General features: G+C 53.0%; 22 protein-coding genes. 10 read left to right on the forward strand and 12 right to left on the reverse strand.

Annotated elements, in window-relative coordinates:
- Positions 1-96 precede the first annotated feature (96 nt).
- The 8 genes from ACJJI0_RS19285 to ACJJI0_RS19320 form a co-directional block, all read right to left on the reverse strand.
- On the reverse strand, positions 97-2,415 hold the full coding sequence (locus ACJJI0_RS19285) for an immune inhibitor A domain-containing protein (RefSeq protein ID WP_444883831.1): 2,319 nt from the start codon (positions 2,413-2,415) through the stop codon (positions 97-99).
- Positions 2,416-2,724: 309 nt separating this feature from the next.
- A complete protein-coding gene (locus tag ACJJI0_RS19290; protein ID WP_444883832.1) occupies positions 2,725-4,047 on the reverse strand; it encodes a sensor histidine kinase in 1,323 nt (440 codons plus the stop codon).
- The gene (locus ACJJI0_RS19295) at positions 4,047-5,399 is read right to left on the reverse strand and encodes a sigma-54-dependent transcriptional regulator (protein ID WP_444883833.1); all 1,353 of its coding nucleotides are present in this window, start codon (positions 5,397-5,399) and stop codon (positions 4,047-4,049) included. The genes ACJJI0_RS19290 and ACJJI0_RS19295 overlap by 1 nt, the downstream gene beginning before the upstream one ends.
- Positions 5,400-5,513: 114 nt before the next feature.
- Entirely contained in the window at positions 5,514-6,047 is a 534-nt protein-coding gene (locus tag ACJJI0_RS19300; protein WP_444883834.1) for a nuclear transport factor 2 family protein, read from the reverse strand.
- Between the two features lie 71 nt (positions 6,048-6,118).
- Entirely contained in the window at positions 6,119-7,327 is a 1,209-nt protein-coding gene (locus ACJJI0_RS19305; protein WP_444883835.1) for an ABC transporter permease, read from the reverse strand.
- A gap of 10 nt (positions 7,328-7,337) precedes the next feature.
- The gene (locus ACJJI0_RS19310) at positions 7,338-8,660 is read right to left on the reverse strand and encodes an ABC transporter permease (protein ID WP_444883836.1); all 1,323 of its coding nucleotides are present in this window, start codon (positions 8,658-8,660) and stop codon (positions 7,338-7,340) included.
- Between the two features lie 13 nt (positions 8,661-8,673).
- Positions 8,674-9,375 carry an ABC transporter ATP-binding protein gene (locus ACJJI0_RS19315; RefSeq protein WP_444883837.1) on the reverse strand — a complete coding sequence of 234 codons (702 nt, stop codon included), beginning with the start codon at positions 9,373-9,375 and terminating at the stop codon, positions 8,674-8,676.
- A gap of 97 nt (positions 9,376-9,472) precedes the next feature.
- Complete coding sequence (locus ACJJI0_RS19320; protein WP_444883838.1) at positions 9,473-10,753, reverse strand: efflux RND transporter periplasmic adaptor subunit; 1,281 nt, start codon at positions 10,751-10,753, stop codon at positions 9,473-9,475.
- Between the two features lie 394 nt (positions 10,754-11,147).
- On the opposite strand from ACJJI0_RS19320, the gene ACJJI0_RS19325 reads away from it, so the two are divergent.
- Both ACJJI0_RS19325 and ACJJI0_RS19330 read left to right on the forward strand, forming a co-directional pair.
- Positions 11,148-12,653: a SulP family inorganic anion transporter gene (locus tag ACJJI0_RS19325; protein ID WP_152451629.1), complete on the forward strand. Its 1,506-nt coding sequence runs from the start codon at positions 11,148-11,150 to the stop codon at positions 12,651-12,653.
- Positions 12,653-13,555: a universal stress protein gene (locus ACJJI0_RS19330; protein WP_444883839.1), complete on the forward strand. Its 903-nt coding sequence runs from the start codon at positions 12,653-12,655 to the stop codon at positions 13,553-13,555. The genes ACJJI0_RS19325 and ACJJI0_RS19330 overlap by 1 nt, the downstream gene beginning before the upstream one ends.
- Before the next feature lie 25 nt (positions 13,556-13,580).
- On the opposite strand, the gene ACJJI0_RS19335 is transcribed toward ACJJI0_RS19330, so the two are convergent.
- Positions 13,581-15,254, reverse strand: coding sequence for an aminotransferase class V-fold PLP-dependent enzyme (locus ACJJI0_RS19335; RefSeq protein WP_444883840.1), 1,674 nt, complete (start codon positions 15,252-15,254; stop codon positions 13,581-13,583).
- A gap of 186 nt (positions 15,255-15,440) precedes the next feature.
- Here ACJJI0_RS19335 and ACJJI0_RS19340 point away from each other — a divergent pair, with 186 nt between their 5' ends.
- Positions 15,441-15,917 (forward strand): Lrp/AsnC family transcriptional regulator, encoded by a 477-nt coding sequence (locus ACJJI0_RS19340; protein WP_444883841.1) that lies wholly within the window; start codon positions 15,441-15,443, stop codon positions 15,915-15,917.
- Between the two features lie 4 nt (positions 15,918-15,921).
- Here the strand turns inward: ACJJI0_RS19340 and ACJJI0_RS19345 are convergent, their stop codons facing one another.
- The 3 genes from ACJJI0_RS19345 to ACJJI0_RS19355 form a co-directional block, all read right to left on the reverse strand.
- On the reverse strand, positions 15,922-16,632 hold the full coding sequence (locus tag ACJJI0_RS19345) for a DUF2238 domain-containing protein (RefSeq protein WP_444883842.1): 711 nt from the start codon (positions 16,630-16,632) through the stop codon (positions 15,922-15,924).
- Between the two features lie 97 nt (positions 16,633-16,729).
- Positions 16,730-17,302 (reverse strand): tRNA-(ms[2]io[6]A)-hydroxylase, encoded by a 573-nt coding sequence (locus tag ACJJI0_RS19350; RefSeq protein WP_444885957.1) that lies wholly within the window; start codon positions 17,300-17,302, stop codon positions 16,730-16,732.
- Positions 17,303-17,378: 76 nt separating this feature from the next.
- Positions 17,379-17,807, reverse strand: a complete 429-nt coding sequence (locus ACJJI0_RS19355) for an acyl-CoA thioesterase (protein WP_252084662.1) — start codon at positions 17,805-17,807, stop codon at positions 17,379-17,381.
- Positions 17,808-18,287: 480 nt separating this feature from the next.
- On the opposite strand from ACJJI0_RS19355, the gene fabV reads away from it, so the two are divergent.
- From fabV to ACJJI0_RS19390, 7 genes are all read left to right on the forward strand, one after another.
- A complete protein-coding gene (gene fabV, locus ACJJI0_RS19360; protein ID WP_444883843.1) occupies positions 18,288-19,466 on the forward strand; it encodes an enoyl-ACP reductase FabV in 1,179 nt (392 codons plus the stop codon).
- A gap of 185 nt (positions 19,467-19,651) precedes the next feature.
- On the forward strand, positions 19,652-20,695 hold the full coding sequence (locus ACJJI0_RS19365; protein WP_444883844.1) for an NADP(H)-dependent aldo-keto reductase: 1,044 nt from the start codon (positions 19,652-19,654) through the stop codon (positions 20,693-20,695).
- Positions 20,696-20,768: 73 nt separating this feature from the next.
- On the forward strand, positions 20,769-21,002 hold the full coding sequence (locus tag ACJJI0_RS19370) for a DUF2789 family protein (RefSeq protein WP_252084665.1): 234 nt from the start codon (positions 20,769-20,771) through the stop codon (positions 21,000-21,002).
- 112 nt (positions 21,003-21,114) lie between these two features.
- Positions 21,115-22,080, forward strand: coding sequence for an LpxL/LpxP family Kdo(2)-lipid IV(A) lauroyl/palmitoleoyl acyltransferase (gene lpxL, locus ACJJI0_RS19375; protein ID WP_252084666.1), 966 nt, complete (start codon positions 21,115-21,117; stop codon positions 22,078-22,080).
- Between the two features lie 92 nt (positions 22,081-22,172).
- On the forward strand, positions 22,173-23,048 hold the full coding sequence (dapA, locus tag ACJJI0_RS19380) for a 4-hydroxy-tetrahydrodipicolinate synthase (protein WP_252084667.1): 876 nt from the start codon (positions 22,173-22,175) through the stop codon (positions 23,046-23,048).
- Positions 23,049-23,082: 34 nt separating this feature from the next.
- The gene (locus tag ACJJI0_RS19385) at positions 23,083-24,276 is read left to right on the forward strand and encodes an NlpB/DapX family lipoprotein (protein ID WP_252084668.1); all 1,194 of its coding nucleotides are present in this window, start codon (positions 23,083-23,085) and stop codon (positions 24,274-24,276) included.
- Positions 24,277-24,278: 2 nt separating this feature from the next.
- Positions 24,279-25,052: an MBL fold metallo-hydrolase gene (locus ACJJI0_RS19390; RefSeq protein ID WP_444883845.1), complete on the forward strand. Its 774-nt coding sequence runs from the start codon at positions 24,279-24,281 to the stop codon at positions 25,050-25,052.
- Positions 25,053-25,142 lie beyond the last annotated feature (90 nt).

A 25,142-nucleotide genomic window follows, 5' to 3' on the forward strand; every position in this document is an offset into this window, starting at 1 on the left:
CATTGCTGCAGAAAGGAAACGAAATAAGAAGAAATCTTATTCGCTTATAAAAAAGGCGGCCATCTGGCCGCCTTTCAGATTTATCTCAAAACAGAATTACTTCTGAGAGATAAGGATTTTACCTACCGACTTGTCTCTGCTCTGCGTGACTACGCGAACTTTCAAACCGTAAGGGGTAATCGCGCGGCCGGCATCGGGGATCTCATCGCTGCTAAAACTTCTGCGATCGTTGAATACCCGCTGGGGACGGTTGTGGATATCGGTCATGGTGATGCCGTAATCTTCCAGAAGGTCCAGTGTTAGACGCTGGGCCCAGTCGACACCAAATGTGGCATCGTGGATCTGGTAGCGAGTAGATGCAACGGAGTCATCGCTCCACTTCAGAACCTGCTGATCTGCATCGACTACGCCGAGGAAGCCATTACCAGGGTGGACACCTACCCAGTTGTTTTCATAGCTGGTGTCCGCATACCAAATCAGGAGACCCTCGTTATAGGTCAGCATTTGGCCGGCCACATTTATGTGTGCCAGGCCTTGGTCTACACCGCGGTGGGTACGCCATTCCAACAGGTAGTAGTGGTCGTGGAGGTTGTAGCCGGGGTGGCGGCTGAAGCCGGTCAGGCTGAAGTTGCCGTCGCTCTCCGCATCATCGAAGAGGGTGGCTTGGCCGTCGACATTGATGGTGATGTCATCGGCAAACAGGCCGGGGTTGGCTTCATAGGCATCGGTAATATAGGCGATGGACAGGTTGAACTGTTGGCCAGCGTAGGCACTTAGGTCAAATTCGGCATCGACCCAACCACTGGAGCTGCCGGTAATACCGAAGCCCGGGTTTTGCCCATTGGGGCTGGTATCGGTGGTAATGTTACCGGGAATAGAGACGAAGCCCTCACCCAGGTCAACCATAACCGCACCGTAATCCCAATCCTGCTCAATGTCATACCAGGCCTTGAAGGTCAGGCTTGCGCTCTGAGCATCGGTCAGGTCGACAGGGATTACCATGGAGTTTTGCAGGTTGTTGTCACTGCCACTGAAATAGGCGTATTCACCGCTGGTTGGTACGGTCACGACCACTTCCTTTTTGGGAAGGTCGATACGGATCGCATCGTTGTTGGTGCCCTTGTGTACCGCCTCGTCAAGCAGGAGAGGGATGCCGCGACGGGGAATATCTTGCAGGGCGATGGTCTCGCCGTGCAGCCAGTTGCCGCCGTGGTTGGTTTGCAAATACTCCTTTGCCCAAGCAGAGAAACCCGTGGGTTCTGAGCCAGGGATAACACCGGCCCAGCTGCCGCTGGACATGATTGACCAGGAGGAGACGGGTTCACCGCGGCCGGAACCATCGGTGTCGTACTCGTCGGGTAGACCCAAGTCGTGGCCGTACTCGTGACTGACAACACCTGCTGCTGCGTCGGCAGGCTGTACTGTGTAGTCGTAGGCCGCCATGGTGCCGCCCCAGTAATCCACTGATGCGGTAGTTCCCTCAATAGAGAAAACATCGCCGAGATTCCAGCGGTGCGCCCAGATCGCGTCTTCTCCCAGCTGGCCGCCTCCCGCTTCTTCCCCCACTGAGGAGTGGAAGATCATAATGTGGTCCACCAAGCCGTCGGCTTCCCAATAGTTGCCATCCCCATCCAGGTCGTAGCGGTCTTCGATATCGAAGTCAGCGAGGTTAACGCTGGGATCTGCTGCGGCAGCCTGCAGTGCTTCACGCACCAGAGCACGGGCATCGCCGTTTTCATTGTTACCATAGAAAGCTGCTGGCTGACTGGCAGTGTACCAACCTGCTACTGCACCTTCGACGGAGTAGCTATTGCCGGATTGTTGCCAGTAGAACTGCTGCATAGACAGTAGGTTTTCACCCTGGGGGCCAGTGAAGCCCTGTTGGGAGAACAGCAGGTCTGCATAGTGTTGTGCGGCATAGTCCTCGTAGTACATATCCGTTTCCCCTGGCTCAATGCTGTTGTGGGGGAAATCGGGGAAGTCCATCAGGATCGCGAGAACCTTCGCGGTACGCATCTCACCTTCATAGTTTTCGAGCTGAATGGGTGCCGGTGCACGGCCGATGCCATGAAAGCGCCCCTTGCCTTTACCGCGCCCTAATCTGGGATGCTTGCCGCCACGGGCATGCTTCATCATTTGTACCGTTTCACTAGACAAATCCTGGGCCAAGTTTTGGCTTTTACTGGCACGTTCTTTCAGAAACTGGTGTAGAGTGCGCTCGGCTTCGCCAATGGATGCATTTTTACTAATGCGGCCTGAGCGCTTGAGCATGTCGATCAGCTTGGCTTCGTTGGCGATTACCAGGTCGAACTGATTGCCACCTTGTAGCTGAGGTGAGGGTGCAGCGTAGCTGTTCGCAGCCATCAGGCTGAGAGCAAGCGCGCTGACGGGCAGCAGACTATTTACTTTTAGCATTGATCCCTTCTTTCATTTTTGTTTTAACAAAGAGCTCGGGAGATTTTTATAAATTTTAAGGGCACTTTGCCGGTGCATTACCCGAACCTTAAGGGCCGGCTGAACTTTTCAGTAGCCCCATGTTGTTCAACGAAGTAAGAGGGAAGAGCCACAGCACTTTTTTTGTGATGGACTTGGTATTTTTTTACAAGGTTATTTACGTTGCTTTGCACTGAGATAGTGGGTGCACACTCTGGAATTATTTTTTTATCTTAACCCTTCTTGGAAGGCTTAATTTCTATTTTAATTGTTTAATTTAAATTTTTGCTATTAAGCTTCTTGCTCCCAGGGTAGCCATAGTGAGATTTGCAAGCCGCCACCGTTTCGGTTCATTAACTGAATGTGCCCTCCGTGTGCATCGACAATTTCTCTACAGAGGGCGAGGCCCAGGCCCACTCCCTGTTCTTTGGTGGAGAAAAATGGCAGCAGCGCTTGTTGCAACACTTTTTCACTCATGCCACAACCACGGTCGGCAATAACCAGTTGTTGACCCAGACCATCAGTGTGAATCGACAGTTCGATATCATTAATGCTGGAACCCGCTTCACGGGAATTTTTGATTAAATTTAGTAGAGCTTGCTCAATTTGTACCGGATCAAAGTAGCCTGGTCGCTCTGGTAGTTCACCATTTAAAATAAATTTCTGTAGGGGGGCTATACGTTCTACAAGTTCTTGCCAGCTGACTTGTTCACAGCTTGGTGGGGGTAATTTGGCAAAGCTGGCATAGCCTTGGGTGAACTCAGTCAGGTGTTTGCAGCGCTCGGCAATAATATCGAACACCTTTCCAAGCGCCGCGGCTTTATCCGGTTTGGCGATCAGCATTTTTCCTGAGTGGGCCAGGGAGGAGATGGGGGCGAGGGAATTATTTAATTCATGGCTAATCAGGCGAATCACTTTTCTCCATACCTCTACTTCCGCCTTGGTGAGCTCCTTTGTCATCTCGCGCATAACAATCAGGCGGTGCTTGTGGGCGTTGAGTACAAATGTGCTGTTGCCAATATGCATGGAGTGGCTGCCATATTTATCCGTGTAATTAAACAGGCCGTTATCCCAATTTTGTATGGCGCTGGCAATTTCTTTCGGGCTGTTGGGCAGCAACTTTTGCAACAGTAAACCCTGAATAGGTTTCCCGCCATTGAGTAACTTTTTAGCGCTACTGTTGGAATAAATAATATGATCACTCTGGTCCACCAGGATCAAAGCCTGGGTAGAGCTTTGTATTACTGTATCCAGAAGTAATTCCCGCTGATAGATATGGGCGCGTTCGCGTCTGAGGTGTTCGCCGATATCATTGTATAAATTCGTGATCTTGCTCAGTTCAGTATCCCGGGGAGAGACCAGTGAAATAGAAAAGTCACCATCGCGAAAGTTGAGCAATCCACCCTGTAGGGATTTCAGGGTGGAGGTCAGGGGCTTTAGTGCCAGATGTATCAGGCTGATAAGAGCACAAATTCCCAGGATAAGGCCCAGGGTCCAGGAGAGACGGGCGTCCAAACCAATAAAGCTTAATAACCACGGCAGGCCGGTGGCGATGGCTAGAGCCAATATGGAGAAGGCGAGGATACGGCCTTCCAGAGAGAAATATTTCGACATCAATAGGGAATACCGTGTTTGTCCAGTCGGCGATACAGTGCCTGACGGCTCATGCCCAGTTCCCTGGCAGCTTGGGCGATAATGCCATTACAGCTGGCCAGCGTTTGCTGTAGGAGTTCGCGGCTGGGCTCGAAATGTACTTCGGCCCTGTCTATTGAGGCCTGTTTCGGCAGGGCAAGCAGTGCTTCATCTATCGTATCTCCACGGCAGAGAACCGAAGCGCGTTGCATCACGTTTTGCAGTTCACGCACATTGCCGGGCCACTGATAGCGGGTTAGGGCGGTCAACGCTTGGGGGGAGAGTTTTTTTGAACTGCCGTTATCCTGTAAAAAATTCATGGCCAACGGGGCTATATCCTCGGGGCGTTCACACAGGGGGGGCAGGCGCAACTCAATCACATTCAGGCGGTAGAACAGGTCCTGGCGAAAGCTGCCATTAGTGATGGCTTGGGGCAGATCGCTATTGGTGGCACTGATCACTCGTACCTTAACCTTGCGGGTTTGACTGCTACCGAGCCGCTGGAACTCGCCGGTTTGCAGTACGCGCAATAACTTCACCTGCCCACTGGCAGAAAGTTCGCCGATCTCATCGAGAAAGAGGGTGCCGCCATCGGCGGCCTCGAAACGTCCTTCACGGGCCTTATTACCAGCGCCGGTATAGGCGCCTGGCTCGGCACCAAATAGTTCTGCCTCCATCAGCTCTTCCGGTAGGGCGCCCACATTGATCTTTACAAAAGGTTGATCACGTAGCATGGAATTGGCCTGCACAATTTCGGCAATTTTTTCCTTGCCGGCTCCATTGGGCCCTGTAATTAGAACTGGTACATCAGATTTGGCCACCTGCGTGGCCATCTCTAGCAGTTGTTGCATTTTATCGCTGCGGTAGATGATCTCGCACAAGTCGAATTTATCCTGTAATTCACTGCGGGCATCGATGGCCTTTTGCTGGGAAGTCCGTTGCCGTTTTTGCAATTCACCGAGTTCAAGAAGATTATTGATGGTGGAAATCAGCTTGTTATCGTCCCAGGGTTTGCCCAGGTAATCGGCAGCACCGGCGCGGACCAGCTCCACGGCCATTTCCAATTGCGTCCAGGCGGTCAAAAGAATGATGGGTAGATCTGGGTTAATTTCGCGAATGGCAAAAAACAGTTCGCGCCCCTCCTCACCAGAGGTAGTATCCGTGGTGAAATTCATATCTTGGATCACCAGGCTGATATCCCGGTTTTCCCGCAACAGCTGCAGACCTGCCTGGGGGGTAATGGCGCAGAGAGGCTGTAGGTCGTGCAGTGATAACAGTATTTCTAGGGCTGAGACGATACCGCTGTTATCGTCGATAATGAGTATTTTATCCATAGGACCAAGAGCCAGCTTGTAAGCTGAGCATTATGCAATGAGTCGGTATTAAGGGGGAACTGCAGCTAGGGCAATATGTGCCCCAGCTGAAGGAATTCACCAAAGTGTTAGGAGCTATTGACTATTGTTGGCAGGTTGGTGATCAAAGCTCAGCACCCTGGCGAGCTTCCATTGTCCATCTACCTTTTGCCAGAGATGGGTAAATTGTCCACTTTCACGCAGTACTTCTTTGTTGTTGGCGTGAATACCATAAAAATTATGCGTTCCGGTTTGGATCGCGCCGTAGTTGTTGATTGGGAATATCTTTACGCTTTTAGCAATTAACTCGCGGCGTGCCTTGATATCGTTGCCAGATTTTTGTCGTTCACACATACCACTAATACCATCGAGAAACTCTTGCGCTGAGCTTGCGGTTTTTCCCCATTTATCGTGGTACATTTCCAAGTCTTCGGTTATAAGCTGGCTCAGTTTGTCGATGTCACAGTTATTGAAAACTGCATCAAACAGTTGTGAGTCCACAGTTGTGATTTCTTGTTCTAATTCCTTTGTGGCTTGAGGGCCGGCAACGACTGGGTGCTGCTCGGCAAGTGCTGTGGACATGAAAAGCGATATAGCTGTAAAACCTACAGCTCTAAAATAATTGCGCATAAAAAATCCTTCTATGTTTTCTTAAGAATAGTGGTCAGGCTATTAAGAAGGCTGACCACCAAGTCCAATCTTTATACACTTCGTGTTGCAGTCGCCGGGGAAATATTGGCAGCGCGCAGTGCTGGTGCTAGAGCTGCAGAAAGACTGACAACCAGTACCAATAGAGCGCAGATAGTGAGTGGCAGCAGGGTTAATACCGGCTGGGAGTAATCGCGCACCATATATTGGTTGGCGATTAAGGCTGCGGCACTGCCCAGGGCAATACCAGTAGCGGCAATCAGGCTGTTTTCAATCAGAAAATAACGGCTGATATTACTGCGGGTTGCACCTAGTGCACGCCTTACGCCAATTTGTTTGGCCCGCTGATTAATCCAGAAGATTGTCAGGCCGACAATTCCCAGTGCTACGATAAAGCTGAGCGTGGCTGCAACAATAGATAACACTTTTACCATTAAGTTATCGCCTGCATAACTGCGAGCGACATACTCTGAGAGAACTCTGGTTCTTATAACTCTTTGAGGATCCCTTTCTGACAGTTTCTCTACTAAGGTCTTCAACACTTCATCGCGCTTTCCCGGCTCAGCACGTACTAAATAATTGACGTCCTGAGTATTTCTGACAATGGGGAAAAAGGCCACATTGCCTGCTTTTGGCCAATCCACCCAAGCGCCCAGATGCCGTTCGACAATACCAATAATTTCTATTGGATGGGAAGTGTTGCCATCATAGAGGGGTTTTCCAATAGGATCTTGGTCTGGGTAAATTTTATCCGCGAATTGCTGGGTAATAACTGCGACATTGATATCCCGATTTTCACTGGGATCAAAATATTGCATTTCAGCACTGGTAAAGTTTCGCCCCGCCACTAATTTTAGGCCCAGAGTATTGATAAAGTTTGGGTCTGTATTGTAACGGTTAGAGACTTCTCCACCGATTTCCTGATTAGGTTGATTGTAAAAAGTGCCCGCGGAACCTGACCGGGATAAAGGTACTTGATTGGTAACCGTTGCATCTTGGACGAAAGGCAGTTTTCGCAGTAATTCTAAATCAGAAGATACAGCTCCAATCATATCGTAGTTATTAGGGATCGCCATTACGTTGATGGCTATGATCTCCTCTACGGCAATACCAGTAGGTCTTTCTATTTTTGCAATGCGATCTTTTACGATAACAGCCGTGTTGCTGATGATTGCCAGTGTCAATGCAAGCTGCAGAGCGATCAGCATGGCAGGAACTTTGTTACGCCAGAGGGCGGATAACATGGGTTTTAATTCAAGCATGACTCGTCCTTTACTGGGTTTTCAGGTAAATGGATGGATTAGTGCGACTGATACGCCAAGCTGGGTAAAGCCCTGCCAGCAGGCTTGCGATCAGGGCAAGCCCGATGGCGGCTATTACCATTATCCAATCCATCTTGGCCACTGTATCCAGTTGTCCCATGGCCAAATAACGGATTCCACTGATGCCCATAAAAGCAAGTAAAATACCAACTATCCCACCGAGAATACCGATGGTAGAGCTTTCAATGAGGTGCTGTGTGAAGATGGCATTACGGCTGGCACCAAGCGCCCGGCGCACACCCGCTTCGGGCGCTTTGCGCAGAAACTTGGCTAGTAGCAGAGCTACCGCGTTGATAACGCAAACCAACAGAAAAGCCAGAGATACCCAGCCCAATATACGATTGTCATCGCTGAGAACTTCGTTAAGAACTAGCCACTCGGAAGGTTTACTCAGGGCAAACTTTAATGGTCGCTCGAAGCGCCCTTGGTCCTTTTGTCCTTGAATATACGCGGTTAGGAAGTTTTCGTACTCAGCTTTCTGTTCGCTATCGCGGAGTTCAACCCAAAATTGAATCCAGACGCTCTCACTTTGTAGGAAACCCTCGTAGCCTTCTCCCTCTCCTTCTCCACTATTACCCCAGCCATTAGTGTTCCCCCAGCTGTAAATTTCCAGCTTGCGGTGGAGGCCAAAAGGCACGAAAAGGGATTCAACTTTTGCAAAGGAACTGTTGTTTACATCGTAAACTTTGGGTGAGGGTTCCCAGGTATCAATAACGCCAATGACTGTAAAAGGCTGGCTATTTAATACGACTGTTTTGCCAACGCTGTTTTCTCCCGAGAATAATTTTTCATTAGTGGCCTTGGAGAGTATTACCACTTGCGAGGGGGAGTTATCAGCTGCTTGTTCCCAGGTTCCTCCATAGATAAAAGGAACATCGAATAGGGCGAAGAAATCGCGAGTGGTTACGCGGATATCGGCGGTATAAGGTCGGATCGCTGAATCTTCCAGCTCCACGGTGAAACCATAGCGGTGCATGGCTACCTGGTGAGTGGGGATATCGGAGCGTAGCAGGGCCTGGGTGTCTCTATAGGTTAGTTGCCAGGGAATTTCATTGGTGGTATTTGCGGCTTCATTAACATCCCAGCCATCGAGCTGTACTGCGAAAAGTACGTCATCTTTATGCTTGAGAGCATTTTTTGACATCGTGTAGTTCAAAGTAAGCACTGTCATGGAGGCACCAACACCCACCGCGATGGCCGCGACCATCAGTGCACTTAATATCGGTGTACTGCGCAGGCTGCGCAGAGCCAGGGAAATATAGTATCCAATCATTACTGCAGGCTCCTTAAGCAGTAGCGGCTTCAGGTTGCTCGGTGACCGGACGCAGATCACACACTTGCCCATCCACAATCTGAATATTGCGATGTGCGCGACGGGCCAGCTCGGGGTCGTGGGTGACCATCACGATAGTTGTGCCCCATTCATTGATAAACTCCAGAAGCTCCATAACCTGGCGCGCCATCAGGGAGTCGAGATTTCCGGTGGGCTCGTCCGCGAGCAGGAAGCGCGGTTCGCCGGCCAGGGCACGGGCGATGGCGATACGCTGCTGCTGACCACCGGACAGCTGTGCTGGAAGGTGCTTAGCTCGGGCAGATAGACCTACTTGTTCCAGAACTTTTTCGATGCGCTTACGGCGCTCTTTAGCATTAAAGCCGCGATAGCGCAGAGGCACATCGATATTGTCGAATAGGTTGAGATCTGGAATCAGGTTGAATCCCTGAAAAATAAAGCCGATTTTCTCGTTGCGCAGGCGGGAGCGCTGGCGGTCATTCAGGTTGCTGACGTCTTCACCGTCCAGCAAATATTGGCCACCGGTTGGGGTTTCCAGTAGCCCTGCGATATTGAGAAAGGTGGTTTTGCCTGAACCACTGGGTCCGGTCACAGAGACAAATTCCCCTTCCTTTACTTCCAGGCTGAAGTCGCGCAGGGCATGGGTTTCTATGGTGTCTGTACGGAAACTCTTGCGGACGTTATGCATTTTAAGCATGGCGATATTCCTTGTTTATCACTGAATTTTTTAAATCGTTAATGAATCACGGAAGCTGAGTGGGAGTAGCTTGCGCGTGTTAAATGTCTTGCTCGGCTTATTCTTTCAGGGCAACCAGCTGCGCCGTATCCAATTCTTCGGAGGCGGAAATAATGATTTGATCGCCCTCTTGCAGGCCGGAAACAATTTCCACTTGCTTCAATCCCAGCGCGCCGACTTGGATGGCAACGCGCTCTGCCTGTTGTTGATCGTTGAGACGGAATGCAAAGCGGCCGCCGCTCTGATCCAGAAAGCCTCCACGTTTTACCAGCAACACATCATTGCGGTTCTCCAGCAGTACGCGAGCGGTGAGGCGCAGGTTCTGGCGCAGGTTTTGGGGCTGTCCCTCGCTAAAGCGCACCCGGGCGATGACTTGGCTGTCGATGACTTCAGGGGATATCGCGGTGATTTCGCCGGGCAGTTCCCGCCCTCCAAGGTTGATGGCCACGGCCATATTCAGACCCAGGTCGTCGGCGTAGTTTTCTGGCACGGCGGCTTCCAATTCGAAACTGGTGAGATCCACTACAGTGATCAGCGGTGAATTAGCGGGCACCGCACTGCGTTGGGTAACGGCGAGACTGCCGACAGTGCCATTCACTGGAGAGAGAATCTGCAGCTCGCGAACACGGCGCTCCAACTCCTCCACTTGCAGTTGTTGTTGTGATAGCTGCAACTCCAGAGTCTGGGTTTCAAAGGTGAGGGACTCTTTCTCCAGCTCTGCATTTTGTACGGCCTGTTGGTATTCCAGCTGGGCGCGGGCCATTTCATCCTTGCTGCGCTCAAAGTCGAGCAGGGAGATAATCTGTTTCTCCATCGAGAGTTCGGAGCGCTTTAACTCCCTCTTAGCTGCAGTGAGATCGACTTTGGCCAGGTCGGCTTTTTGCTCGTTCTCCATCTGCTGGCGCTTGGCCTGGATTTTCTGCCGTTGCAGCTGCACACCGAGCTGGTTCAGTTGCGCCTTTTCCTGGGCCAGTTGGTTGGACAGCTCTGGGCTGTCGACGCTGGCGAGGATCTGACCGGCCTTTACGCTATCTCCGGCTTTCACGGAAAACTTCACGATACCTTGAGCGGGGCTAAACAGGGTGGGGCTGTTGGCGGCGACGACTTTGCCTTGAACCACCAGGTCGCGCACTAGATCACCGCGCTCCACTTGGGCGATATTGATCCTTGATAGAGATAGGGTGTTATCCACGGAGCTGGTGCTATGCCAGGCGCTGATACCCCAGGTGAGGAAAGCGGTGGCCAGGCCGAGGCCGAGGGTACTCTTAATTACTTTTGGATTCTTCCACAGCGGCACGGCTTCGATTTTTGTATCTTGCCTGGAAGTGTCTCTGATCATCTCGCTTTCCATTACTCTTTATCGGGGCTTTGTTTTTCCAACTTGGATGCAAAAAATTTTCTATTCGGATGCAAATCAAAAAAACTGGTTTTGCCGGGTATTCAGCAAGGGCTGTGCCAACTTTGAAATAATTGTTAACTCATTGAAAAATAAGGATTTTTTGACTTATTGGTAGTGCGGGGCTTTTTCGGGGGTGTCCGCAAAAAGTGTCCGCTGTCCGCTTTGTCCGCTAGTGCTAAGGGGCCGGGGAAGATGAATAAAGCTAGGGCTGGGGAGACTGAAGGCGAAGGTCTATCCGCTGAATCTTTGGTCTGTAGTGGGGATTTATGCGGGGGGACTGTGCATGTGGTAGAGTGCGCGGCCTTTTTTTGATCAATTCAAATTTATTGCGTTTATGTTCCTTCCATCGCTGCTCTCATCGACCAAAGCCGACTGGTTCGGCAATATACGTCGCGACGTTCTCGCAGGCCTGGTAGTGGCCCTGGCTCTTATTCCAGAGGCGATCGCCTTCTCTATTATTGCGGGGGTGGACCCCAGGGTTGGACTCTACGCCTCCTTCTGTATTGCCGTGGTGATCGCCTTTGTGGGCGGCCGGCCGGGCATGATTTCCGCGGCCACGGGGGCCATGGCATTGCTGATGGTGACGCTGGTGAAGGAGCACGGCTTGCAGTATCTGCTGGCGGCGACGCTGCTCACTGGGGTACTGCAGATTATTGCCGGTTACCTCAAGCTGGGCAGCCTGATGAGCTTTGTGTCCCGGGCGGTGGTGACCGGGTTTGTGAACGCCCTGGCCATTTTGATATTTATGGCGCAGATGCCCGAATTGATCGGTGGCACCTGGGAGGTCTACGCCATGACCGCAGCGGGCCTGGGGATTATCTATCTTTTTCCCTATATTCCGGTGATTGGTAAAGCGGTGCCCTCACCGCTGGTGTGTATCCTACTGCTCACCGCAGTAGCCGTAACCATGGGGCTGGATATTCGTACCGTCGGCGATATGGGTGAACTGCCGGATACTCTGCCGATCTTCCTCTGGCCCGAAGTACCGCTGAATTTTGAAACCCTGCAGATTATCTTTCCTTATTCCGCTGGCCTGGCTGTGGTCGGTCTGCTGGAATCTCTGATGACGGCAACCATTGTCGACGACCTGACCGATACTAACAGCGATAAAAACCGCGAGTGTAAGGGGCAGGGGATCGCCAATATCGCTGCAGGCTCCCTCGGTGGTATGGCCGGTTGCGCCATGATTGGTCAGTCGGTAATCAACGTGAAGTCTGGCGGTCGCGGTAGACTCTCCACCCTGGTGGCCGGTATTGGCCTGTTGACCCTGGTGGTGTTCCTCAGTGACTGGGTGGCGGTGATCCCTATGGCGGCCCTGGTGGCGGTCATGATCATGGTCTCTATCGGCACCTTTGATTGGAGCTCCATTCGCAACCTGAAACACTATCCGCTCTCCACCAATTTGGTCATGCTGGCCACTGTGATTGTGGTAGTGTGGACCCATAACCTGGCTTATGGTGTGTTTGTTGGGGTGTTGCTGGCCGCGCTATTTTTTGCCAACAAAGTCAGCCACTTTATGTATGTAAGCAGTAAACTGGACGAGGCGCAGAGTCGTCGAACCTATAAAGTGATTGGGCAGGTTTTCTTTAATTCCGCCGATAAATTCACCGCATCATTCAACTTCAAAGAAGTCGTGGATACGGTAGTGATCGACCTCAGCCGCGCGCACTTCTGGGATATCTCCGCGGTGAACGCCCTAGACAAAGTTGTGCTGAAATTCCGTCGCGAGGGCGCCCAGGTAGAGCTGGTGGGACTTAACCAAGCCAGTGAGACAATCGTCGACCGGTTCGGCGTACATGATAAACCCGAGGAAATTGAACGGGTTCTTGGAGGACATTGATGGCCGTAAGCAACAGCGACAATAACAATAACTCCTTTGGTAGTGGTGCTACACCGCCGTTGATACTCTCCTGTATCGACGGCTCCCATTACACCGGCGCAGTCTGTGATTATTCGGCCTGGCTGGCCGATAGCTTGGGTGCGCCGTTAAAGCTGTTGCATAACATCGAACGCAGTGAGGTTCCGGCGGTAACGGACTTCACCGGCAGCATCGGCCTCGGCAGCCAGGAAGAGTTACTGGAAGAGCTGACCGCGCTGGAGCAACAGCGCGCGCAGCTGCTGGTAAAACAGGGCAAACTGATGTTGCAGGCCGCGCGTACTCGCGTTGAGGCTGCTGGAGTGGAGCAGGTAATGAGCTGCCAGCGCCACGACAGCTTGCCCGAGTCCGTGGTGGAGCTTGAGGATTCGATTCGTGTGCTGGTGCTCGGTATTCGCGGTGAAGAGCACGCGGATTCTGACCAGGGCCTGGGTGCGCAATTGGAGACGGTGGTGCGTGCTCTGCACAAGCCGATTCTGGTGGTTAACCGGGAATTCCAGCCACCTAAGCGCATTATGCTCGCTTACGATGGTAGCGAAGCCGCGCGCAAGGCCCTGTCGCTGGTGGCAGAGAGCCCTCTGTTCCGGCAGATGTCCTGCCATCTGGTCAATGTGGGACCTGCGGATGTGGCGGAGAAGCTGCTGGCGCAGGCCAGCGCTGAGCTGGATACTGCGGGGCTGGCGGTTACAGCCAGCCACCTGGAGGGCAATCCGGTTGAAGCTTTGATTGCCTATCAGTCAGAACACCAGATTGACCTCACAGTGATGGGGGCCTTCAGCCACAATCGCCTGCGTGATCTGTTAATGGGGAGCATCACCGCCAAGATGCTGCTAAAAACCCGGCAACCCCTGCTGCTGTTGCGTTGATCATTGAAGCTCTGGGGTTGCGGCCTCAGAGTGCCAACGCTGCCTCCCTGGGGCTGGTGAACCAGCGCAGTACTTCGGCATCTGCAGGTAGTGTTAATTCGCAGTAATGCGCCTCCGGCCGAGCTCGGCATAGCTCCTCCTCCGCGATAGCAAGGTAGTCGCTCAGGGTCCTTAGCGGTTGAGGCTCCTCTTCTTCGTTTATTGCCCCTGCGAAAAAATCCATCTCTGCCAAGCTGACAACTGGGCCGAGTTTTTCTTGCTGGAAGCGCCAGACTCCTTGAGCCGTGTCGAAGGCGTAATAGGGCAGCAGCCTCCAGCCGTGCTGTGCGACCAGGGCAACTGCCTCTAGCAAGTATTCAAAGGTGTCTTCGTCGATAAAATAATTGAAATTCAGGCGCACCCAGCCGGGCCGTAGTAGTTTTTGCCCCTTTAGAATCTGTTCTTCCAGAGCGCGGCTGTGCTCCATATCGATGCCGAGCAGTGCGTGCCCATAGGGGCCGGCACAGGAGCAGCCACCGCGGGCCTGGATACCAAACAGATCATTGAGCAGTGCCACAACAAAGCCGTAGTGCAAGTCCTTGCCCTGCCAGAGAATACGCAGTGAAGCGATGGAAAGGCGAGGTGCCTGCAGGTTACCGAGAATTTCGATATTTTCTTCACGGGACCAGCGCTGCAGCGCTCGGTTGATAAACTGCTCTTCACGTCTGGCAATTTCCTCTGTGCCCACCATCCCCTGCAGTTTGAAGACCATGCCGGCGCGAATAGACTCAACAATGGCGGGTGTGCCGCCCTCCTCACAGCGCTCCGGGTCCTCCAGGTAGCGGTGATCTTTCGGGGTGACATAGAGTACTGTGCCTCCGCCGGGAGTCGCCGGTACAGAGTTTTTTAACAGCCGCTCGTGTACCACCAAAATACCGGGGCTGCCCGGCCCGCCGACGAATTTGTGCGGTGAAATAAAGATCGCGTCTTTATTTGTCTTGTCCCCATTGTCCCCAACTGCACACATATCGATCTCCACATAGGGCGCGGCAGCCGCATAGTCCCAGAAGGACAGAGCGCCGTAGCGGTGTAGCAGTTGGGTGACGGCCGCTACGTCGGTTTTAATGCCGGTTACATTGGAGGCAGCGGAAAAACTGCCAATCTTCACGGGTCGCTCGGCGTAAGTGTGCAACATGGATTCCAGACCGTTTAGATCCAGCCCGCCTTGGCGATTCAGGGGAATAGAAACCAGTTCGGCGATGCTTTCCCGCCAGGGCAATTCATTGGAATGGTGCTCGTAGGGTCCGATAAAAACCACCGGCCGTTGTTGCGGAGGGATTTGCTCCAGTAGCTGGTGTCGCTTATCCAGGTCAGCCGGCAGACGCAAGTTAAGGATATCGATCAGCTTGTTGATCGCAGCGGTGGCGCCAGAGCCACAAAAAATGATCTTGTGTTCGGGGCTTGCATTGACCGCACGGCGAATTTCTTCCCGCGCTTCCTCGCGCAGCGCACTAATCTGGGCACCGGTAAAGGAACTCTCGCTGTGGGTATTGGCGTAGTAGGGCAGTACCTGCTGACGGATGGCATCTTCGATAAACGTCAATGAACGACCGGAAGCGGTGTAATCGGCATAAACCAAAGGCCTCGGTCCAAAAGGAGTCGGAATCGGTGTGCGATCGCCGATAACAGATTCACGGATGTGCTTGATAAGAGTGGTCATGATTCTCTTCCCTGTTTTATAGGGGCACTCTAGGGCTTTGGGAGTGAAACAATGTGCCTATTTGTATGGTTTTTTATTTCAAATCCGAAACAGCATGCCGTAATAGTAATTATTTCGGATCATTGTATTGATATTTACACATTTGATGAGACGATAAGCTATTTGGTGGTCAGTGTGGGGACAGGTATGGCAGCGGCACTTAACCGGCAGGACAAACAAATTCTCGAGTTATTGCAGCGGGATGCGACACTCTCTGTGGGGGATATTGCCGAGCAGGTGGGGCTATCAAAATCCGCCTGTTGGCGGCGTATTAACAAGCTGGAGGAGGAGGGCGTGATTGCCGAACGGGTGACACTGCTGAACCCGCAGAAACTCAATCTGCCACTGACCGTATATATTTCCATTCGAACCAATCAGCACAATGATCATTGGGCTGCTCAGTTCGGTGAGTTGGTGCAAGGCATCGCCGAGATATTGGAGGTGCACCGTATGAGTGGGGACCTTGATTACCTGATCAAGGCGGTGGTTACCGATATGCCTGGTTACGACCGCCTTTACAAGGCGCTGATTAAAGCTGACCTATTCGATGTCAGTTCCAGTTTTGTGATGGAGACCATGAAACAGACTACCCGCCTGCCACTGACTTACGCGGGTACAGGCTGACGGATTAATGGCTGTGCCGGTTGCGCCACCATTGCAGGAGTTTGACTTCTCCTCTGGCCCTGTCCCCTTCAGGAACCCGTATACTACTGCGTATTTCTTTCCAAGTATTGGAGTTCAGCCACAGGTTTAGGGCCAGTACAATCAACATAGCGACTATGGCGCCTAGGCCCGCCAGCAACATATCCTTCTGCGCATCCCAAATATCCCCCTGTGAACCGAGAAAGGCGATGCCCAATTCCGGGGAAACTGTGCGCGCCGCTTGCCACTCGATAATTTCATAAATGGAGGACAGGGCGAAGGTGACATCTACCGGGAAGAAGTAAGCCCAAAAACCGCGCAAGCCGGCGAGGCGGATCAATATCTCTCGTACCGGGTAGGCCAGTAATAAGCCAAAACTAAAATGCACCAACCGGTCGTACATATTGCGCTCGCTGCCGAGCCACTCTCCCATGGAGAAACCGAATGGTACCTCCGCGTAAGTGTAGTGGGAGCCGATGACATGCAGGCACATAAACAGGGTGATTAGCGTGTAGGAAACCCTGGATAGAGGAAATACCCGGGCGCTGAGCAAAATAACGGGAAGGGCTGCAAAGACCAGATAGTTTTCCAGCAACCAGTCATCCGGATGTAGGGGCTGCCAGGCGGACCAACCCCAAGTAAAGGCGAAAATGCTCAGTAGTACCAAGCGGTACCAGTGTTGGCGAAGGGTGGACATAAATGCGGAAACCTCATTACAGACAAGGTATATCCGCGCCAGCATACACGATTGCTTATCTCCGTGGGTTGTATCGGATTACTGCCTCCATCCCTGACTAGTGCAGAGCCGCACGGTAGGGCAGTGCCGCAGTGATTCGCGCTTCCTCATCCAGTAGATGGCAAAGGCGGTCTTCTACTGTATGGCTAGGAAAGTATTCCAGTGCCAACTCTAAAAAGAGTTCATGGTGGCGGGCTTCGCTCTCAGTGATTACCCGATAAAAAGTTTTCAGCGGCCCCTCTGGTAGTACTTCGGCCACCAGGCCAAAGCGCTCGCAACCGCGCGCCTCAATAATGGCTGCGGTGAGCAAGCGATCCATCAAGTATTCATCAGGGCCGCGGCGGATTAACTGTCGCAGGGCGTGGATATAGGGATCTTTCTCGTCCGCTGCTTGGTAGATACCTCGCTCGTGCATGATTTTGATGACCTGACGAAAATGGTTCATTTCCTCTAATGCCAGGTTCACCATGGCTTCCACTAACAGAGGTTTATCCGGATAGTGGGAGAACATGGAGACAGCCATGCCAGAGGCCTTCTTTTCGGCGGCGGCGTGATCCTGTAGAAAACGATTGAAATCTTTGAGCACTACCTCTGCCCAGGCCCTCGGAGTTTTAAAGCGTAGTTGCAACATGGTGGATAACGGCAGTGACAAAATGGTCATTATACCGCCATCCACAGGAATAGCTTTCTGGGGATTAAAGAGAGCTTTAACCGGCCAATCGACGCTCGCGAAGCTCCCGCTCACGCCGCGTAGCGATACGCGCCTGCTCAAGGGTCATCCCGGCCTTGGCGTGGGGAGTGGGTTTGCCGTTGGCATCCAGTGCCACGAAAACAATCTGTTCCACCTGCACAATCAGTTGTTGGGTCTGCTTGTTGCGCACTTCGCAGTGCACGGTCAGGGAGGTCTGACCAATACCAACCACTTCAAAGCCGAATTCCACGACATCGCCGCAGCAGGCTGAACTAACAAAGTCAATTTCTGACATCAGCTTGGTGACCAGCATGGGCGTGCCCATTTGACAGCCGGCAAAAATGGCGGCTTCTTCATCAATCCAGGCGAGCAGCTGACCGCCAAACAGGCGCTGTGCGGGATTCAGATCGCAGGGTTTGACGCAGTGACGGGAGTAATATTTCACGCTGACCTTCCTAACTTACTTTGGGTTTAACGCTCGACGGGTAAGTAATTGCGCAGTGGCTATTCGGATTGGATGCTTCCAGTATTCAAACCGATAGCTTTCGCATATGGAGTGTTCTGCACACAGCGTGCCAAGCCTGAGAAAGTCTAGCTGAGCTTTTCAGGTGGAATGCGTGCCATAACAAGAGATTTAAGCCGTATATCCGGCGTGAAATTAATCCTGATGCGCAAAAATAGTGCAAAAAGTCACTTTAGGGGTGTTTGGCCACTTTGGCCGCTATTGGGGAGGTTCTGGACAGTGAGGCTGTTTGAAGGGAAAAGGGGCTATGGGACTCCTAGGCCACAACCATTAGAATGACCTATCAGTGTGACTCAGGCGTCGATGCGCAGGGTTTGCAGCACCGTTTTCCCCGATGCGTGTTCCGCGTATCTGTGATCACATAACCACGATTCCCCAAGTGCATAGGGAGAGACTGTTAGGATGATTATCCAGCCGAAAGTTCGCGGATTCATTTGTACCAATGCCCACCCGCAGGGCTGTGCTGCCAACGTGCGTGAGCAGATTGACTACATCAAGTCGCAGCCAGCGATCGAAAATGGTCCAAAGCGTGTCCTGGTCGTGGGTGCTTCCACCGGTTACGGATTGGCCTCGCGGATAACTGCCGCCTTTGGCAGTGGCGCCGATACCCTGGGGGTGTTTTTCGAGAAACCGCCCACGGAGAAGCGCACAGCCTCTGCTGGTTACTATAACTCCGCAGCTTTTGAGGCCGAGGCGCATAAGGCCGGCCTTTATGCTAAGAGTATCAACGGCGATGCCTTTTCCGACACGGTAAAAGCCCAGGCTGTTGAAATGATTAAAGAGGACTTGGGGCAAGTAGACCTTGTGGTCTACAGTCTCGCCTCACCTCGCCGTACAGATCCCAAGACCGGTGAACTCTATAGCTCCGTATTAAAGCCCATCGGTGAATCCTATACCGCCAAAAACCTGAATACCGACAAACTGGAAATTTCCGATATCACTGTCGACCCCGCCAGCGAGGAAGAGATTGCCAACACTGTGAAGGTGATGGGCGGTGAGGACTGGGAACTATGGATGCAGGCCCTGGGCGAAGCTGGGGTTCTGGCCGATAACTGCAAGACGGTGGCTTACACCTATATCGGTGAAAAGCTCACCTGGCCGATTTATGGCCACGCCACCATCGGCAAGGCCAAAGAAGACCTGGATCGCGCCGCTAAGGCGATTACCGAGAGCGGTAAGGCAAACGCTAATGTTGCGGTGCTCAAGGCTCTGGTTACCCAGTCCAGCTCCGCGATCCCGGTAATGCCGCTCTATATCTCCCTGGTCTACAAGGTGATGAAAGAAGAGGGCACTCACGAGGGCTGTATTGAGCAGTTGTATCGTCTTTACACCGAAGGGCTCTATACCGATACGCCGCGCCTCGATGAAGAGAATCGCCTGCGTATGGATGATAAAGAGCTGCGCCCGGAGACCCAGGCTAAGATTGAAAACCTGTGGCCTCAGGTAACGGCGGAAAACTTGTTTGAGTTGACTGATTACAGTGGCTATCAGGCGGATTTTCTCAAGCTGTTTGGTTTTGGCTCTGAGAGTGTTGACTATGAGGCGGATACCAGCCCATTGGTAGAGGCGGAGTTCCGTTGATTTTTGCGGGGCTCAAGTTGGAGCCCCTACCCACGGGGAGTCGTGTCGCTACTCCCCTTTATTTTGCCTCACCGTTAAGGTCTGCATGGCATTTTCTCTCATTCCCTAATTACTTCTTCACCTCCCTGTTTTCTACCTGCGGCAAGGGGGCATAATTCCCATTTTGTTTTTGCGGGGAGGACTTCATGGAATACCGCCAGCTCGGTACCAGCAATCTCAAAGTGAGCCAGATCTGCCTGGGCACCATGACATTTGGCGAGCAAAATAGCGCCGATGATGCCGCCGAACAGCTGAATTATGCCCTCGAGCAAGGGGTGAATTTTATTGATTGCGCCGAAATGTACCCGGTGCCACCTCGGCCAGAGACCCAGGGGCGGACGGAAGAGTTTATCGGCAGATGGCTCTCGGCCCGCGGTGGGCGCGACAAGGTGATTATCGCCACCAAGGTAGCCGGGCGTGGGGAGGCAAACTCCGGCGTTGGGCATCTGCGCTCGGGCCCGCGGCTGAACCGTGCGCAGATACTGGAGGCCTGTGACCAATCCCTCAAACGGCTGGCTACCGATTATATCGACCTATACCAGGTGCATTGGCCCGAGCGCCTGACCAATTTTTTCGGCCGTCTCGGCTATCAGCATGGAGGGGATGATGGCATCGCTATTGCCGAGACTCTCGATGCCTTGGAGGAGCTGGTCAAGGTGGGTAAGGTGCGCCACATTGGCATTTCCAATGAGACCCCTTGGGGGATGCATGAGTATCTTAGGGAGTCGGTGATTTTAGGCAAGCCGCGCATCGCCTCGATCCAAAATCCCTACAACTTATTGAACCGTACTTTTGAGATTGGTTGTGCCGAGATGTCCCTGCGCGAGCGATGTGGATTATTGGCTTACTCGCCACTGGCCTTTGGGGTCCTCTCCGGGAAGTATCTGGGAGGGGAAAAGCCCGTCGGCGCACGCTTGACACTATATGATCGTTTCCAGCGCTATACGGGGGGGCGCACTGGTGCAGCTACCGAGGCCTATGTGAAATTGGCGCGTCAATTTGATCTAAACCCTGCGCAGATGGCCCTGGCCTTCGTCAATCAGCAGCCGTTTGTGACCTCTAATATTATCGGCGCCACAACCATGGAGCAGTTGCGCCAAAATATTGCCAGCCTTGATTTAAAGCTCGATGAGGAAGTGCTGGCAGCAATTGAGACAATCCACAGCGAAAACCCTAACCCGGCACCTTAGTGCGCGGGTGGAGATATCTATAATTGGGAGAGAAAATTGCGTAACCGGTAAGGGAAAATTTTAGGGAGTTTTTATGGAGACCACCGGGCATCACACTCTCAATGATTTGTTCGCCCAGCTGGGGCTGGCTTCAGAGGATGCGGAAATACATGAGTTTCTGATCACTCATTACCTGCATCGGCATGAGAAATTGTCCGCAGCATCTTTCTGGACCGAGGGGCAGCGACAATTTCTCGAGAGTGCCATAGAAGAAGATTCTGACTGGTGCGTCGCAGTCGATGAGCTGGACTCACTGCTGCGTCATTAATCCGCCGTGTCACTGGCCAGTTGTCCACCCCTGCGCCGTATCCCATAGGTTATACTACGCCGAATTCAACCGATTAAGCCGGGGGAACTCCCCGGCCGCGTAGCGATACCCGATGGAAAAACCTCGTTTTCGAGCGGCCCTGCTGCACCCCCGTTACTGGCCGACCTGGTTGTTGTTCGGTCTTTGGTTCTTGGTGGCTCAACTGCCCTATCGCTGGCAGCTGGCAATGGGACGCAGTTTTGGCCGAGCAATGCTTCGAATGGCCAAGAGCCGCCGCACCATAGCCGAGCGCAACCTGGCCCTGTGTTTTCCCGAGCTCGGTGATACCGAGCGGGCAAACTTACTTATCCGCAATTTTGAATCCAGTGGCATCGCGTTAATGGAAACCGGTATGGCCTGGTTTCGCTCAGCGCGCTGGTTGCGAAAGCGATGTACTTTCGAGGGCCTTGAGCAGTTACAGCAAATCCAGTCTCAGGGGCAGGGTGTGTTGTTGATGGCCATGCACTTCACCACTCTGGAGATGGGGGCGGCCCTGATGGGTATGAGTATTACCCTGGATGGCATGTACCGGCCCCATAAAAATCCGGTTTATGACTATATGCAACGCAAAGGACGCGAGCGCCATACAGGTGGTGGCAGCGTTTATCAGCGTAAGGATGTGCGTGGAGTATTGCGCGCCCTGCAACATGGTCGGGCGGTCTGGTATGCTCCGGATCAGGATTATGGGATTAAGCAGGGTGTTTTTGCGCCTTTGTTTGGTGTGCCTGCAGCGACCGTCACAGGGACTTCGCGATTTGCCCGTGTGGGGCGCGCTAGGGTTGTGCCTTACGTGCTTACCCGCCTGGATGACAATTCCGGTTATCGCCTCAAAGTGTACGATCCCATCGATGAAATTCCTTCCGGTGATGAACTACAGGACGCGATTCTGGTCAACCGCTTCATCGAAGCGCGTATCCGCGAGGCGCCAGAGCAGTATATGTGGGTTCACCGCCGCTTTAAGACCCGTCCAGAGGGCGCAACCAATGTCTATGAAGGTGTGCGCAAGAAGAAAAAGAAGCGCAGGAAGGTAGCGAGCTAGTGGCACTGGCATAGATTCTGCGCCCTAAGTAACATACCAGTTCGACTTTGGCGGTGCTATTCCAGGCCGAGCGCAATAAATAAGGAGAGAGGATGTTTACCGGCAGTATGGTGGCCCTGGTCACCCCAATGTTTGCAGACGGAAGCTTGGACTGGGACAGTTTGCGTAACCTAGTTGACTGGCATATTGAACAGGGCACACGTGCACTAGTGGCCGTGGGGACCACAGGAGAGTCCGCGACCCTCGACGTTAATGAGCATGTTGAGATTATCCGTCGGGTTGTGGATCAGGTCGCGGGGCGTATTCCGGTAATTGCCGGTACTGGCGCTAACTCTACCGCCGAGGCGATCGATCTAACTGAAGGTGCCGCCCGCTGTGGTGCCGATGCCTGTCTATTGGTGACGCCCTATTACAACAAGCCGAGCCAAGAAGGTTTATATCAACATCACCGCGCTATCGCCAAGGCTGTGCCGATTCCACAGATTCTATACAACGTGCCCGGCCGCACTGCCGTCGATATGTTGCCTGAGACAGTTCAGCGCCTGGCATCTATTGGTAATATCGTTGGGATTAAAGAGGCCACCGGTGATCTGGAGCGCGCTAAAGTTTTATTGGATACCTTGCCAGAGGGCTTTGCACTCTACTCCGGTGATGATAGTACTGCCATGGAACTGATGTTGATGGGCGGCCAGGGTAATATCAGTGTCACTGCCAATGTGGCCCCAGCGGCAGTGGCTCAGATGTGTGAGGCCGCGCTGGCTGGAGACGCCGTGACTGCACGGGCAATAGACCAGCGTATTCAAATATTGCACAAAGTTTTGTTTTTGGAGTCCAACCCGATACCGGTGAAGTGGGCTTTGCGGGAGATGGGCCGTATTGATGGTGGCATCCGCCTGCCGCTGACCAGTCTCTCGCCTGAGCATCATGCTACAGTGCGCGAGGCTCTTCGCAGTGCCGGCGTACTATAAACCTGCGAATCGTGAATTAACCAGGAAAGCTTTAATGAACAAATTGACCGTTGGAGTCGCGCTTTGTATTTCTAGTCTCAGCCTGGCGGGTTGTGGTGTGTTCGGCAACGATGGCTATTTTCGCGATCGCAGTAACGATTACCAGCAGGCGGACAGCCTGGCGCCGCTGCAGATTCCAGAGGGTATCAACGCCAAACACCAGGAAGAACTCTACGAGATTCCTCAGATCGCCGGAAATGGCTTAGAGGATGGGGACTTTGAAGTGCCGCGTCCACAGGCACTATCGGTCAATGCAGGGCTGGAGCGGGTAAAAATTCAGAAGCTGGGCAACAGCCGCTGGGTATTGATTTCCCAACCCCCCGAAGAGGTTTGGCCCCAGCTGCACTATTTCCTGCGCACTTCCGGGCTGACCGTGGAGATGTCTGATGCCAGTGCCGGTATTATGGAAACCGCCTGGATGACATTTAACGAGAGCCCCGATACCAAGGATAAATATCGCCTGCAGATAGAGACTGGTGTTCAGCCGGACACCACCGAGGTCCACGTGCGCCACTTATCTGTTGCGGTGGATGCTCCTGTGGGGGGAACGGTCAACTGGCCGCAACTCTCAAGCAGCCCGGAGCGCGAGGGCTGGATGATCGATGAGATGTCCACTGCCCTGGCCACAGATGCCTCCGGCGCCTCGGCCTCTCTGGTGGCCCAGGCCATAGGTGGTAGCTCTGTAAAGGTGCAGCTGCGTGAGCCCGTAGGTCACGAACCCTATATTTCCATGGGGCTCGAGATGGAACGTGCTTGGGCTACCGTTGCCCACGCTGTGAATGCCGGCGCTTATCGCTTGCATCGCGAGGATTCCGATATCGGTCTTTTCTACGTTACCTACGATGAAGAGCGCGAGTTGGCGGAGAGTGAAGAGGATGATGGTGGTTGGTTCTCCTGGGGTAAGAAGTCCAAGCAGGACGATGAGCTGGCCGAAAATGCCGACCAGATAACCCTGCAGCAGATCCTTGCCGGTATCGATACCTCTGAGGGTAGTGAGCCTGCGCTGTTCAAGGAAATCAAAGGCTTGGGTGTCGGCTCAATTCCTGAGGGCGGCTTCCCCGGCTACTTAATTGTGATTCGGGGTGGTGACGATGAGATCGAAGTGCGTATCCGCGATACCCGCGGTCAGCCTCTCTCGCGTAACAAGGCCTCCCAGCTACTGCTCTCTATTCAGCAGAACCTGATTTAATAATGGGTCTGCGCTTCGCCTCACTGGGAAGCGGCAGTAAAGGAAACGGTACATTGGTCGCCAGTGGCGACCAATGTCTGTTAGTGGACTGCGGCTTTACCATCAAGGAAACCGAGCGACGTATGTCTCGGCTCGGTATGTCTCCGGCTGACCTCGCTGCGATACTGGTAACCCACGAGCACAGCGACCATCTCTCCGGTGTCGCTCCGCTTGCGCGCAAGTATGGCCTGCCGATTTACCTGACTCCAGGGACTCTTCGCGCCCGTGATATCGGCAAGTTACCACAGGTGCACTTGATCGAAGGGCATCAGCCTTTCCTGATTGGGGATATTCAGGTGACACCTGTCGCCGTACCGCACGATGCCAGAGAAGCTGCACAGTATGTATTCCGCAGCCGAGGGAGTAGTTTGGGCTTATTGACCGACCTGGGCACAGTAACGCCCCATGTGGAATCCCATTTTGCAGGTTGCGATGCACTGGTTCTGGAAGCCAACCACGACCCACAGATGCTGGCGCAGGGGCCCTACCCCCCCTCTCTGAAACGGCGTGTAGGTGGTGCCTATGGGCACCTGAGTAACCAGCAGGCTGCGGGATTTTTACAGCGTGTGGGTTATGAACAGCTGCAGCATCTGGTGGTCGCCCATATTAGCGAAAAAAACAATACTCTCGAACTTGCTCGTTCGGCTCTGGCAGAAATGGTGGAGAGTGTCGAGAACTGCATTTTTGCCTGTCAGCAGGAAGGGTTTGACTGGCTCACCGTTGAAGCCCGAGAGTAATCGGCACTCGGGTGCCACCTAAATTCCCTCTCAAAAAATAGTGATAACTCACAGGCCCAAGGGCGCTGCGGTCAGTGCTAGCGGTTGTAT

Source organism: Microbulbifer mixtoriginis (SeqCode), from assembly GCF_052466695.1.